The sequence below is a fragment of the Lolliginicoccus suaedae genome, from assembly GCF_008312885.1.
Classification (GTDB): Bacteria; Actinomycetota; Actinomycetes; order Mycobacteriales; family Mycobacteriaceae; genus Lolliginicoccus; species Lolliginicoccus suaedae.
This window is the reverse complement of record NZ_VSSO01000001.1, coordinates 350,381-363,150: the sequence shown is the minus strand read 5'-3', so window position 1 is coordinate 363,150 and position 12,770 is coordinate 350,381. Positions and strand designations below refer to the sequence as shown.

The window sequence follows — 12,770 nt, the reverse complement described above, 5'->3', positions numbered from 1 at the left end:
CCGCCACAGGCTAGGAGGCAAGCCCATGCACGTGGCCCGACGCAGTTTCCTCACCCGATCGCTCGCGGGGGCGGCGGCCCTCGCGATCAGCGCGACGCTGGGCGCCTGCGGCGGGGAGGGCGGCAATCCGTTGACCGAGGGCGGGGGCGGCGACGGGATCGTGGTGGGGTCCGCGAACTTCCCCGAGAGCGTTCTCCTTGCCGAGATATACGCCCAGGCGCTCGAGGCGACGGGCGCCGATGTGGAACGCACCTACAACATCGGTAGCCGCGAGATCTACTTCGGCCAGGTCGAGCGTGGCGCGATCACCCTGATGCCCGAGTACAACGGCGCGCTGCTCGCCTACCTCGGGACGGGCGCGACGGCGCGCACCACCGAGGACATCAACGCAGCTCTCGCCGAGGCGCTCTCCGACGGGCTGGAGATCCTCGATTCCGCTCCCGCGCAGAACACCGATGCGCTGGTGGTCACCGAGGACACCGCGCAGCGTTTCGACCTGGCCACCATCGCTGATCTCGCGCCGGTGGCCGGGGACATGCGCGTGGGCGCGGCACCGGAGTTCCAGACGCGCGAGCAGGGACTGGTGGGCCTCGAGGAGACCTACGGCGTGGTGTTCGAGGAGTTCGTCGCCACCGACAACTCCGGGCCATTGACGATCTCCGCGCTCGCTCGCGGGGACATCGATGTCGCCAACATCTACTCCACTGATCCGGCCCTGTCGTCCCGTCCGTTCGTGGTGCTCGAGGACACCGAGTCGGTGTTCGGGGCGCAGAACATCACGCCGCTGGTGTCGAGCGGGGTGCTCGGCGACGAGGCGGTTGCCCGCGCGAACGAGGTGTCGGCCCGGTTGACCACCGATACCCTCGCCGGGCTGCTCGCGTCGGTGATCACCGAGCGGCGGGACGTGAACGAGGTGGCCGCCGAGTGGCTCGCGGAGCAAGGGCTCGCGTGATCCGCTTCGAGAGGGTCGGCAAGCGGTATCCCGACGGCACGACCGCGGTGGAGAGCCTTGACCTCGAGGTGCCCGCGGGCACGTTGACGGTGCTGGTGGGGCCCTCGGGCTGCGGCAAGACGACGTCGCTGCGGATGATCAACCGAATGGTCGAGCCCTCCGGCGGCCGGGTTCTCGTCGACGGCGTCGATGTGGCCACGCGGCGCGCGCATGACCTGCGCCGGGGCATCGGCTACGTCATCCAGAACGCCGGGCTGTTCCCGCACCGCACGGTGCTCGACAATGTCGCCACGGTGCCGCGCCTGCTCGGGGCCCGGCGCTCGGTGGCGCGCACGCGTGCCCGGGAGCTGCTCGAGCTCGTGGGGCTTACCGCTGGCCAGGGCGATCGCTACCCGGCGCAGCTCTCCGGCGGGCAGCAGCAGCGGGTGGGGGTGGCGCGCGCGCTCGCGGCCGATCCGCCGATCCTGCTGATGGATGAGCCGTTCTCGGCGGTGGATCCGGTGGTGCGCGCGGACCTGCAGCGCGAGCTGCTGCGCTTGCAGGGCGAGCTGCGCAAGACCATCGTGCTGGTCACTCACGACATCGATGAGGCCATCACGCTCGGGGATCGGGTGGCGGTGCTGCGCCCCGGGGGCGTGCTGGCCCAGTACGCCGCGCCCGCCGAGCTGCTTGCCCGCCCCGCCGATCGGTTCGTCGAGCAGTTCCTCGGTGTCGATCGCGGCGTGCGGCTGCTCTCCTTCCATCCGGGCGCGAGCTTGCCGCTGCGCCGCGACACCGTGATCGGCGAGCAGGACGCCGCGACAGCACCATGGTGCTTGGTCGTGGACGCGGACGACCGGCCCCTGGGATGGCGCCGTGGCGGCGCGGACTCGCTGCTGCCGATCGGGCACGGCTTCGACCCGGCCACCGATACGCTGCGGGCGGCCCTGGACTCCGCGATGCTCTCCCCCGCCGGGCACGCTGTCGGGCTGGACGGCGACGGCCGTGTGCTCGGGACCGCGAGCGCGGAAGCGATCGCGGAGCATGTGCGGGCGGTCCATGCCGCGGGGCAGGTGGCGGCGCGGTGAGCTGGCAGATCCCGTCCTACTTGGGGACATTCACGGGCCTGCTGGGCGATCATCTGCTGATGGCGCTGTCGGCATCGTTTCTCGGGCTGGTGCTGTCGCTGCCGCTGGGCCTGGCGTGCATCCGCTGGCCGGTGCTGTACGGCCCGGTGCTCGCAGGAGCGAGCGCCTTGTACGCGGTGCCCTCGCTGGCGTTCTTCGTGCTGCTCATCGCATTCACGGGCATCGCCCCGCTCACGGTGATCATTCCGCTCGCCCTCTACACGCTGTCCGGGCTGGTGCCCAATGTCGTCGATGGGCTGCGGTCGGTGCCGGAGGTGGTGCGGCAATCCGCCACCGCGATGGGCATGGGTCCGGGGCGTCGGCTGCTCGCGGTGGACCTGCCGATCGCGCTGCCCGCGGTGATGGCGGGCCTGCGCGTGGCGACGGTGGCCAACATCAGCATGGTCAGCGTGGGCGCGCTGATCGGGATGGGCGCGTTCGGCTCGTTGTTCACCGCCTCCGCGCAGCTTGATCGGGTGGAGCTCGCGGTGATCGGGATCATCGCCACCATCGGCATGGCCCTGGTGATCGATGTGATCCTGGTGCTGGCGCAGCGATCGCTGACTCCGTGGACGCGTGCCGGTACCAGCCCGGCCGTGCGGTGGGGCCCGGGCAGGGCGCTCGCCACGATCAGGCAGGGCTCGAGCACGAGAGGGGGCGGCGCATGACGTCGCTCTGGTTCTCGTTGCAGGAATTCTTCACGACGAGCAGCAATTGGTCCGGTTCGTCAGGGATCCCGGCGCGGGTGGGCGAGCATGCGGTGTACACCCTTCTAGCGTGGCTCCTCGCCGCCGGTATCGCGGTGCCGATCGGCTTGTGGACGGGCCACAGCGGCCGGGGCGGGCTCCTTGTGGGTGCTACCGCGAACGCGGCGCGGGCGCTGCCGACCTATGGCGTGCTGGTGCTGCTCGTGGTGCTGCTGGGCATCGGGCTCGGCCCGGTGCTGATCCCGCTGGTGGCGCTGGCGATACCGCCCGTCCTGCTCAATACCTACGAGGGGGTTCGCGCGGTGCCTCCGGCGATCACCGATGCCGCCCGCGGGGTGGGCATGCGGGGCCGGGAGGTGCTGTGGCAGGTCGAGCTGCCGATGGCGCTGCCGCTGATGCTGGTGGGCCTGCGCACCGCGGCCGTGCAGGTCGTGGCGACCGCGACGATCGCTGCCGCGGTCAGCTTCGGCGGTATCGGGCGCTACATCATCGATGGGCTCGCGCGCCGCGACTACACCCTGGTGGTGGGTGGGGCCGTGCTGGCGATGGCGGCGTCGATCCTCGTGCTCGCGGTCTTCGCGGTGGCGCGGCGCGTGCTCGTCTCCCCGGGGCTGCGCTGACCCGGCCACCGGGGCGCGGGTACGCGCACGGGCCGGGGCCGGGGATGCTCAGGATCCCCGGCCCCTTCGTATCGGCGCACGTGGTGCCGCGCGCTCCGGCTGCTTGGCCCGTCCGCTTACGCGAACGGGGTGCCGCTCTTCGGGGTGAGCGGGGTGAAATCACGGCTGCCGAGGTGGTTGGGCCGCGGTCGTGTTCCCGCGTAGGGCTCGACGAGGGTGTTCTCGACACTGTTGAACACGATGAAGATGTTCGCGCGCGGGTACGGCGTGATGTTGTTGGCCGATCCGTGCATCGAGTTCGAGTCGAAGAACAGGGCGCTGCCGGCGGGCCCGGTGAACTGCTCGATGCCAAACTCGTAGGCGAGCTTGGTGACCGCGTCCTCGCTCGGAACGCCGATGCGCTGCGCCTGGAGGGACGACTTGTAGTTGTTCTCGGGGGTCTCTCCCACGCACGGCACATAGGTGCGGTGAGCACCGGGCATCAGCATGAGCCCCCCATTGAAGGGGTAATTGTCCGTTAGCGCAATGGACATGCTCACCGCGCGCGGGGTCGGCATTCCATCCTCGGCATGCCAGGTCTCGAAATCAGAATGCCAGTAGAATCCGGTTCCTGCGAATCCTGGCATGCAATTGATTCGGCTCTGGTGAACGTATACCTCGGAGCCGAGAATCTGTCGGGCCCGGTCGAGGATGCGGGGGGTGCGGATCAGCTGGTCGATCAGCGGACTGACCTCGTGGACCGAGAAGATCGACCGGACCCGGTCGGAACCGCGTTCGCGCACGATCAGCTCGCTCTTGGCCAGTTCAGGGTCCGCAGCGAGGCGCTCAACCTCGGACCAGCAGTTTTGCACCTGCGCCGGGTTGATCATCCCCTCTTCGATGTGGAATCCCTTGGATTCATAGGCAGAGAGGGCGTCCGCGTCGAAGGGGCCGGAGGCGCGCGTGCCCCACACGGTGGGGTGCGGTCGCCTCACGGGATCCGTGGGGACGTCGAGGCGCGAGGGATAGTAATCCTTTACTGCATTCTGCGCGGTTGTCATGCGTCATCTCCTCCCAATAAATGGTGGGCCGAGACGTGCTTCGGCCGATAAGGCTAGCCTGACAAGATACACGGTATCGCATTTAATACCTCCTGCCAAAGCGCCACTTGGATAAGAGAGACGTTTCCCGAGGAATGCGTGTCTAAACATGATCGACGCAACAGTGGCGGTTCCGGGAAGGGCGGATCGTCCCGGCCATGCAGGAACGACTGGCCGGTCGATCAGCCCGGCAGCGCGGGCAGCCGCTCGCCGATCCAGGTGGTGAGGGTTCCGCCGCGGGGCAGGGCGAGCGTGGTGCGGGCTGCGCGGGGGTCGCCGTCGAGCAGCCTCGCGTCGCCGTCCTTCTCGCAGGCGTGCTGCCCGAGCTCGAGGGTGGAGTCGAGCGCGGTGGCCGGTCCGAGCGCGTCGCGGGTGCCGAGCATCAGGGCGTGGGCGAGCAGGGGCGTGCCGTCATCGAGGTGGGCGGTGGTGGTGCCCTGCCAGCTGCCTAGCCGGTCCTCGCCGGTGCGGCCGATCTGGATGCGCTCGCTGATGCGGGCGGTGGCGCCCGGCGCGGTCGTGATGGCGGTGGTCGTCTCGTGCTCGGCGGTGCTCGCCACAATGGTGGGCTCGGGCAGGAGGTCGAGATGAGCGCCCTCGCTCAGGTCGATGGTCCAGCGCGAGGTGGATCGGCTCGTCGTGCGGCCGGGCAGCGCCACGGTCGCGGCGACGGTGCGGATGGCCAGGCGGGCTCCGGGGCCGAGGCGCAGGGTGATGTCGATGTGGTCGCCGCCGAGCGGCGTGATGGCGGTGCCGATGAGGTGCACCGTGGCGGGCCCGGTCTGGCGGGCGGCGAGGCCCCCGGTGGCGTGCATCCGGGGGCCCCGTCCCGCGCTGGCCTCGATGATCAGCTCAGTGCGCATGGACCTCGGTGAGCCTGCTGATCTGGGCGCGCACCCATTCGAGGACGGGCGTGGCGGCAGGGTCCTCGGTCAGCGAGGTGAACGCGGTGGGCCTGCCCTCGCGGACCTTGCTGGCGTCGCGGTCCATCACGCCGAGATCGGCCCCGACCATGGGGGCGAGGTCGGTCTTGTTGATCACGAGCAGGTCCGAGTAGGTGACGCCGGGGCCGCCCTTGCGGGGCACCTTGTCGCCCCCGGCGACGTCGACGACGAAGATCTGCACGTCGATCAGCCCCATGGAGAAGGTGGCGGTCAGGTTGTCGCCGCCGGACTCGACGAGGATCAGGTCGAGCGGCGGGTTGGCGTCGATGAGGTCGTCGATGGCGTCGAGGTTGGCGGTGATGTCGTCGCGGATGGCGGTGTGCGGGCACCCTCCGGTCTTGACGGCGGTGATGCGCTCGTCGGGCAGGACGGCGTTGCGGCGCAGGAAGTCCGCGTCCTCGGTGGTGTAGATGTCGTTGGTGAGCACGGCGAGCGATAGCTCATCGCGCAGCTCGCGGCACAGTGCCGCGACGAGCGCGGTCTTGCCGGAGCCAACGGGGCCGCCGATGCCGATGCGGACGGGCTCGCCGGGGGTGCGCTCGCGGCGGGCGCGCTCGGGGGCGTGGCTGTGGGGTTCTCCGCCCATCAGGTGCGGGGGCATGGGGTCGCTCCTTCGTCGTTGGTGCTAGCTGGGTCGTGCGGGGATAGGGCTGGGGGGGTGATAGCTGGGCGCTAGGAGACGAACAAGGGCATCTCGCGCTGGATGTGCCGCTGGGCGAGCACATCGAGCAGGGGGTCGGAGAGGGCGTGCAGCCCGGTCGTGGCCTGGCGGGCCGTCTCGTCGCACAGCCCCGACAGCCCGAAGGTGATGATGGTGACGTCGGCGGGGTCGAGCGCGAGGAGCCGCTGCGCGGCGGTGGCCGAGCTGGTCATCGTGGTGTAGATCAGCGCGAGCGCCGCCTGGTGCGGATCGAGGTGGCACAACCGAGCAACGGTTCCAGTGATCACCGGCAGGTGCGGGCGGCGGCCGATGCTGGTCCAGTCGTGGGCGGGCCAGGCGCGGCGGGCGAGGCGGGCGAACCCGCGGCCCTGGGCGCGCGAGGCATCGCGGGCGGCGGCGGACGGGGTGCGGGCGTCGGTCTCGGCATCAGCACGGCCGGGGTCCAGGCCGTCAGCGACGGCAGCGGTGATCGACGCGGTGGTCAGGCCCGTGGTGCGGATGCGGCGGGCCAGGAATGCCTCCACGGTGGGCAGGTCATGGACGATGCCGCTGGTGATGGCTTCCTCGATGCCGCCGGAGTGGACGTGGCCGCCGATGGGCAGGCGCGCGTCGGCGAGCGCGAGCAGGTCGGTGAGCATTCGGCGCCGCTAGAACAGGTTGTAGCGCTGGGCGAGGGGCAGCTCGGTGGCGGGCTCGGCCTCCCACACCTCGCCATCGATGCGCACCTCGAAGGTGTCGGGGTTGACCTCGATGCGCGGCATCGCCGAGTTGTGCGGCATGTGCTCCTTGCCGATCTGGCGGGCGCTCTTGACGGGGACGAGGCGGCGGTCGCAGGCGATGCGGCTCGACAGGTGGGCGTCGAGCGCGGCTGGCGCGACGAAGTGCACCGAGGTGCCTGCCGCCACCTTGGGATAGGCACCGAACATGGGGCGGGGCAGATACGGCTGCGGGGTGGGGATGGAGGCGTTCGCATCGCCCATCGCGGCCCAGGCGATGGCGCCGCCCTTGATGACCAGATCGGGGCGGATGCCGAAGAACGCCGGGTCCCACAGCACGAGGTCAGCGAGCTTGCCGTGCTCGATGGAACCGATCTCGCCGTCGAGCCCGTGGGCGATGGCCGGGCAGATCGTGTACTTGGAGATGTAGCGGCGCACCCGGTTGTTGTCCGCGGCGTTGTCCCCGCCCCCGTCGCCGGGCAGCGGTCCGCGGCGCACCTTCATCATGTGCGCGGATTGCCAGGTGCGGGAGATGACCTCCCCGACCCGGCCCATGGCCTGCGAGTCACTGCCGATCATGGAGATCGCGCCGATGTCGTGGAGGAGGTCCTCGGCAGCGATGGTCGACGGGCGGATGCGGGACTCGGCGAAAGCGAGGTCCTCGGGGATCGACGGGCTGAGGTGGTGGCACACCATGAGCATGTCGAGGTGCTCGTCGACGGTGTTGCGGGTGAACGGCCGCGTCGGGTTGGTGGAGCTCGGCAGCACATTGGGGTGCGCGGCGACAGTGATGATGTCGGGCGCGTGGCCGCCTCCCGCTCCCTCGGTGTGGTAGGCGTGGATGCTGCGGCCCTTGATGGCGCCGAGCGTGGACTCGACGTATCCGGCCTCGTTGAGGGTGTCGGAGTGCAGCGCCACCTGGATGCCGGAGGCATCAGCGACGCGCAGGCAGGCGTCGATCGCGGCGGGCGTGGAGCCCCAGTCCTCGTGGAGCTTCAGCCCGGAGGCGCCCGCGCGGACCTGCTCCCACATGGCGTCCTCGCTGACGGTGTTGCCCCGGCCGAGCAGGGCGATGTTCATCGGCCAGGCATCGAGGGCCTCGAGCATACGGGCGAGGTGCCAGGCGCCGGGGGTGACGGTGGTGGCCTTGGAGCCCTCCGCGGGGCCGGTGCCGCCGCCGATCATGGTGGTCAGCCCGGAGCCGATGCCTTCCTCGAGCAGCTGGGGGCAGATGAAGTGGACGTGGCAGTCGATGCCGCCGGCGGTGAGGATCTTGCCGTTCCCGGCGATGATCTCGGTGGACGGGCCGATGACGAGGGAGGGCGTGACCCCGTCCATGGTGTCGGGGTTGCCGGCCTTGCCGATGCCGCTGATGCGCCCGTCGCGGATGCCGACGTCGGCCTTGATGATGCCCCAGTGGTCGATGACGATCGCGCCAGTGATGACGGTGTCGGGGGCGCCGTCGACGCGGGTGACGCGGCCCTGCCCCATGGATTCGCGGATGACCTTGCCGCCACCGAACACAGCTTCGTTGCCGGCACGCTCGGGCCCGCCGCTGCGGTCCTCGGTGATCTCGATGAACAGGCTGGTATCGGCGAGGCGCACCTGGTCGCCGGTGGTGGGGCCGAAGAGCTCGGCATAGCGGGCGCGGCTGATCGACGTCATGAGCGGTCCAGCTTTCCGGGTGGGGTGAGGCTGAGCCCGTGCACCTCGCGGGCGCCTCCGATGGCGACGAGGGAGACGGCGTGGGCGAGGCCGGGCTCGAAGCGCACCGCCGTGCCGGCAGGGATGTCGAGGCGGTAGCCGTGGGCCGCGGCACGATCGAAGCGCAGGGACTCGTTGGCCTGTGGGAAGTGGAAGTGGCTGCCGACCTGGATGGGGCGGTCGCCGTCGTTGGTCACCTCGAGGGTGATGCGGGGCGCGCCTGGGCTGAGCTCGATCTCGCCGGGCGCGGTGCGGATCTCTCCGGGAATCATGGCGCGCTCCTCAGGAGATGGGGTGGTGGACGGTGACGAGCTTGGTGCCATCCGGGAAGGTCGCCTCGACCTGCACGTCGTGGATCATCTCGGGCACGCCCTCCATCACCTCGTCGCGGGAAAGGACCTCGCGGCCCGATGCCATCAGCTCGGCGACGGTGCGGCCATCGCGGGCGCCCTCGAGCACGTGGTCGGTGATGATCGCGATCGCCTCGGGATAGTTGAGCACGAGCCCGCGCTGCTGCCGGCGGCGCGCGACCTCCGCGGCGTAGCTGATCATCAACCGTTCCTGCTCGTGCGGCGTCAGGCGCATGGATCCTCCTCGATGCCGGGCCAGGGCCAGGCTGTGCGATAGCAACGACGTTAGCAGCCCCCTGCACGCCCAATGGGGTCGAGCCGGGCGCGTGATGGGCTTGCGAGGGAGGGTTTTACGCAGGGTTAACACCGGGCCGCCGGATTGGCACGGATCCCACTCTTGCCATATTGGAAAGTACTTGCCACAATCGATTCATGAGCAACACGGATCACGAAGAGCCCCCTTCCCCGACCGAGGCCGACCAGCTCCTTGCCGAGGCTCGCCTCCTCGCCCGCTCGAGCCACGACGCCGCCTGGCCCTGGATAGCCTTCCTGCTCGGCCTCGGTGCTACCACCTCCATGGCCTTCCTCGCCTTCGGCACGACCACCCGCCCCGATGCGCCCACGGCCGGAAATACCGCAGTGGTGCTCGGCATGCTCGCGTGGATCGGCGTGCTGATGGCGTTTGCCATGGGCCGGGCACGCGGGGCGCGGCGCGGGTTCGGTCGGCGCTGGATCCTGTACATCACTGCCTGGGCCACGACGTACATCATCGGAATGGTCGTCGGCAGCCTCTGGTTCGCCGGAAACCTGGCCTACTGGGCGGCCGCCGCCACCGCCGTCGGACTGGCCTGCATCGTGGGCGCTGTCATGGAGTCGCGCCGTGGATGACATGCCCGCGCCGCACCCGCGCGCCCGGCTCGTCGAGCCGCTCCAGCACCCCGTCCGGTTCTCGCTGGCCGCGGCGCTCGCGCACGCCGACTCGATGGAGTTCCGCGAGGCCCGGGACCTGCTGCAGGTATCCGACTCCGTGCTGAGCAAGCAGGCATCGCAGCTCGAGGCGGCAGACCTGGTGCGGATCAGGAAAGGCCACGTGGGAAAGCGGCCGCGCACATGGCTCTCGCTCACGCCCGAGGGCCACGAGAAGTGGCGCCAGCACCTGCGGGCATTGCAAGACATCGCCGAAGGGCTGGCGCCGTGAGACGATTGGTCCGAACCCAATCCGTACATGAAGGGGATTGCCGTGGGAATCCTGATCGCAGTCATCGTGCTGGTCGTCATCGTCATTGCCGTGCTGGCCTTCTGGGTCATGGGCATCTACAACGGGCTCGTCACCCGGCGCAACGGCTACCAGAACGCGTTCGCCCAGATCGACGTGCAGCTCACCCGCCGCCACGATCTCATCCCGAACCTCGTCGAGACCGCCAAGGGCTACATCAAGCATGAGCGCGAGACCCTCGAGGGTGTCATCGAGGCCCGCAATAGTGCTGTCACCGCCCAGAACACCGCGCGGCAGGCACCGGGCGACCCGCAGGCGATGGGCGAGCTCTCCGGCGCGGAGAACCAGCTGACCCAGTCGCTCGGGCGCATGTTCGCCCTCTCCGAGGCCTACCCGGACCTCAAGGCGAACCAGAACATGATGCAGCTCTCCGAGGAGCTCACCTCCACCGAGAACCGGGTCGCGTTCGCTCGCCAGGCCTTCAACGATGCCGTCACCGCCTACAACATCAAGCGCGAGGTGTTCCCGGGCAGCGTCATCGCCGGGATGTTCAACTTCCAGCACGCCGCGCTCCTCGAGGCCGAGGGCCCGGAGAAGCGCGAGGTCCCGAAGATCTCCTTCTAGGCCGTCCGCAGGCTCGCGCCGCGCTGCCCGGCAGCGCGGCGCCCCGCGTCCACCCCCGCCAGGACGTTCCGCCCCGCCACCCCGCGCAGATGAGGGTCCACCATGAACTTCTTCGAACGCCAGATCGAGGTCCGCAAGTCCTCCCGGCGCCTCGTGCTGCTGTTCATCCTCGCGGTGATCTCGATCATCGTGGTGATCAACCTCGTGATCGGGGGCATGTCGGTCGCCAACGGGGCAACGCCCGCCGAGGTGGCATCGCTCGCTGTGGTGGTCTCGCTCGGCACGGCCGCGATCATCGGCGGCGTCTCGCTCGTGCGCACGCTCATGCTGCGCAACGGCGGTGGCCCAGCGGTGGCGCGCAGCGTCGGCGCGGTCCCGGTGCCGGAGAACACCACCGATCCGCGCCTGCGCCGGTACCGCAATGTCGTCGAGGAGATCGCGATCGCCTCCTCCACCCCGGTGCCGGAGCTATTCATCATGCCCAACGAGCGCGGCATCAACGCGTTCGCCGCGGGCTACAGCCCCAACGATGCCGCCATCGCCGTGACCGCTGGCGCTCTCGAGCGGCTCAACCGCGATGAGCTGCAGGGCGTCATCGCCCACGAGTTCGCCCACGTCGTCAACGGCGATATGCGGCTGAACATCCGGCTCATCGGCGTGCTGTTCGGCATCACCGCGCTCGCGATCGTCGGTCGGCTCGCCTTCTACGCCGGCGGCTCGGGCCGCTCGAGCAAGAACAGCAACACCGTCCCCATCGTCCTCGTCGGCCTGGTGGTCATGGCGGCGGGCTATATCGGCGTCTTCTTCGGGCGCCTCATCAAGGCGGCGGTCTCACGCCAGCGCGAGCACCTCGCCGACGCCTCCGCGGTGCAGTTCACCCGGCAGACCGAGGGGCTCGCTGGCGCGCTGAAGAAGATCGGCGGCCTCGACGAGGGCTCGCGCCTGCGCTCCGCCAAGGCCGAGGATGTCAGCCACATGCTGTTCGGCGAGGGCCTGCGGTTCTCGTCGATGTTCGCCACCCACCCGCCGCTCGTCGAGCGCATCAAGCTGCTCGAGCCCGGGTTCGACGAGCAGCGGCTCGAATCGCTGCGCAGCCAGTGGCGCTCGGCCCCGCCCAACGGGCTCGAGGAGGACCAGCGCCTCGGCCTCGCCGCTCCGCAGGACGGTATGCCCGCGCAATCCCCGCGCCAGGCCCCGGCGCAGCAACAACCAGCGCCACCACCGGCCCGGGCGCAGGCGGGCCAGGTTCCGCCTCGACGCGTGCAGGTCGATGCCCGCCAGGTCGTCGCGCGCGTCGGCGATCCCACCGGCTCCTCCTACGAGCACGGCCAGGCCCTGCGCCGGGCGCTGCCCGAGCCCCTCGTCGAGCAGGCCCACGATCCCGCCGGGGTGATCGCCCTGGTGTGCGGGCTGCTGCTCTCCCCCGACCGGCGCGTTCGTGCCGCCCAGCACCAGATCCTCGCGCAGCGGCTCGGTGCCGGTCCCGCGGATGCCGCCTGGCACAGCGGAGCCGCCACCGCCAGCCTCGATCCAGGTCTGCGCCTCCCGCTCGTCGAGATCGCTTTCCCCGCGCTGCGCCGCCGCTCCCCCGAGGAACTGGAGCAACTCATGGCCGTGCTCAGCGAGCTCATCGGCGCTGACGGGCAGGTGAGCGTCTTCGAGTACAGCCTCGGCACGCTGGTCTTCACCGGCCTGCACGAGTCGATGCACCACAAGCCCTCCTGGAGCGGCAAGCGGCAGGACCTGCGCTCGGCCGCCCCCATGATCGCGATGCTGCTCGCCGTCCTCGCACGGGTGGGCAACCCCGATCCGGGCGACGCCGAGGCCGCCTACGCCTCGGGGATGGCGGCGATCCTGCCGGGCTCGCGCATCGCGTTCGCGCTGCCACCAGAGGGCGTCATCGCGCTCGAGCAGGCCTGGCCGGTGCTCGATGGCCTGCGCGGCGAGGACAAGGCGCGGCTCGTCGAGGCCCTCGTCACCGTCGTGCTCCACGATGAGCAGCTCACCGTGGAGGAGGGCGAGCTCGTGCGCGCGGTGTGCGCGGTGCTGCACTGCCCCGTCCCGCCGCTCGGCGCAGGGGCTTGAGCACGC

General features: G+C 70.2%; 15 protein-coding genes. 8 read left to right on the top strand and 7 right to left on the bottom strand.

Going from position 1 to position 12,770, the window contains the following annotated elements:
- Positions 1-31: 31 nt before the first annotated feature.
- From FXO18_RS01585 to FXO18_RS01570, 4 genes are read left to right on the top strand one after another with little or no spacing between them, the layout of a single operon-like run.
- Complete coding sequence (locus tag FXO18_RS01585; RefSeq protein ID WP_235900381.1) at positions 32-952, top strand: ABC transporter substrate-binding protein; 921 nt, start codon at positions 32-34, stop codon at positions 950-952.
- Positions 949-2,019 (top strand): ABC transporter ATP-binding protein, encoded by a 1,071-nt coding sequence (locus FXO18_RS01580; RefSeq protein ID WP_149359315.1) that lies wholly within the window; start codon positions 949-951, stop codon positions 2,017-2,019. The genes FXO18_RS01585 and FXO18_RS01580 overlap by 4 nt, the downstream gene beginning before the upstream one ends.
- The gene (locus FXO18_RS01575; protein ID WP_149359314.1) at positions 2,016-2,726 is read left to right on the top strand and encodes an ABC transporter permease; all 711 of its coding nucleotides are present in this window, start codon (positions 2,016-2,018) and stop codon (positions 2,724-2,726) included. Before FXO18_RS01580 ends, FXO18_RS01575 begins: the two co-directional genes overlap by 4 nt.
- Positions 2,723-3,385 carry an ABC transporter permease gene (locus tag FXO18_RS01570; RefSeq protein ID WP_149359313.1) on the top strand — a complete coding sequence of 221 codons (663 nt, stop codon included), beginning with the start codon at positions 2,723-2,725 and terminating at the stop codon, positions 3,383-3,385. Before FXO18_RS01575 ends, FXO18_RS01570 begins: the two co-directional genes overlap by 4 nt.
- A 116-nt stretch (positions 3,386-3,501) precedes the next feature.
- Here FXO18_RS01570 and thpD read toward each other — a convergent pair whose 3' ends face one another.
- The 7 genes from thpD to FXO18_RS01535 all read right to left on the bottom strand — a co-directional run bounded on the left by thpD (position 3,502) and on the right by FXO18_RS01535 (position 9,074).
- Complete coding sequence (gene thpD / locus FXO18_RS01565) at positions 3,502-4,425, bottom strand: ectoine hydroxylase (protein WP_149359312.1); 924 nt, start codon at positions 4,423-4,425, stop codon at positions 3,502-3,504.
- Positions 4,426-4,646: 221 nt separating this feature from the next.
- Positions 4,647-5,327 carry an urease accessory protein UreD gene (locus FXO18_RS01560; protein ID WP_149359311.1) on the bottom strand — a complete coding sequence of 227 codons (681 nt, stop codon included), beginning with the start codon at positions 5,325-5,327 and terminating at the stop codon, positions 4,647-4,649.
- On the bottom strand, positions 5,317-6,009 hold the full coding sequence (ureG, locus tag FXO18_RS01555; RefSeq protein ID WP_149359310.1) for an urease accessory protein UreG: 693 nt from the start codon (positions 6,007-6,009) through the stop codon (positions 5,317-5,319). Before ureG ends, FXO18_RS01560 begins: the two co-directional genes overlap by 11 nt.
- Before the next feature lie 71 nt (positions 6,010-6,080).
- A complete protein-coding gene (locus FXO18_RS01550; RefSeq protein WP_149359309.1) occupies positions 6,081-6,707 on the bottom strand; it encodes an urease accessory protein UreF in 627 nt (208 codons plus the stop codon).
- A 9-nt stretch (positions 6,708-6,716) separates the two neighbouring features.
- Complete coding sequence (locus FXO18_RS01545) at positions 6,717-8,450, bottom strand: urease subunit alpha (RefSeq protein ID WP_149359308.1); 1,734 nt, start codon at positions 8,448-8,450, stop codon at positions 6,717-6,719.
- Positions 8,447-8,761: an urease subunit beta gene (locus FXO18_RS01540; protein ID WP_149359307.1), complete on the bottom strand. Its 315-nt coding sequence runs from the start codon at positions 8,759-8,761 to the stop codon at positions 8,447-8,449. The genes FXO18_RS01545 and FXO18_RS01540 overlap by 4 nt, the downstream gene beginning before the upstream one ends.
- A 10-nt stretch (positions 8,762-8,771) precedes the next feature.
- Entirely contained in the window at positions 8,772-9,074 is a 303-nt protein-coding gene (locus tag FXO18_RS01535) for an urease subunit gamma (RefSeq protein WP_149359306.1), read from the bottom strand.
- A 197-nt stretch (positions 9,075-9,271) separates the two neighbouring features.
- Here FXO18_RS01535 and FXO18_RS01530 point away from each other — a divergent pair, with 197 nt between their 5' ends.
- The 4 genes from FXO18_RS01530 (at position 9,272) to FXO18_RS01515 (ending at position 12,764) form a co-directional block, all read left to right on the top strand.
- A complete protein-coding gene (locus tag FXO18_RS01530) occupies positions 9,272-9,727 on the top strand; it encodes a hypothetical protein (RefSeq protein WP_149359305.1) in 456 nt (151 codons plus the stop codon).
- A 1-nt stretch (position 9,728) separates the two neighbouring features.
- Entirely contained in the window at positions 9,729-10,037 is a 309-nt protein-coding gene (locus FXO18_RS01525) for a winged helix-turn-helix domain-containing protein (protein ID WP_149360041.1), read from the top strand.
- 42 nt (positions 10,038-10,079) lie between these two features.
- Complete coding sequence (locus tag FXO18_RS01520) at positions 10,080-10,679, top strand: LemA family protein (RefSeq protein WP_235900380.1); 600 nt, start codon at positions 10,080-10,082, stop codon at positions 10,677-10,679.
- Positions 10,680-10,781: 102 nt separating this feature from the next.
- Positions 10,782-12,764, top strand: a complete 1,983-nt coding sequence (locus FXO18_RS01515) for a M48 family metallopeptidase (protein ID WP_149359303.1) — start codon at positions 10,782-10,784, stop codon at positions 12,762-12,764.
- Positions 12,765-12,770 lie beyond the last annotated feature (6 nt).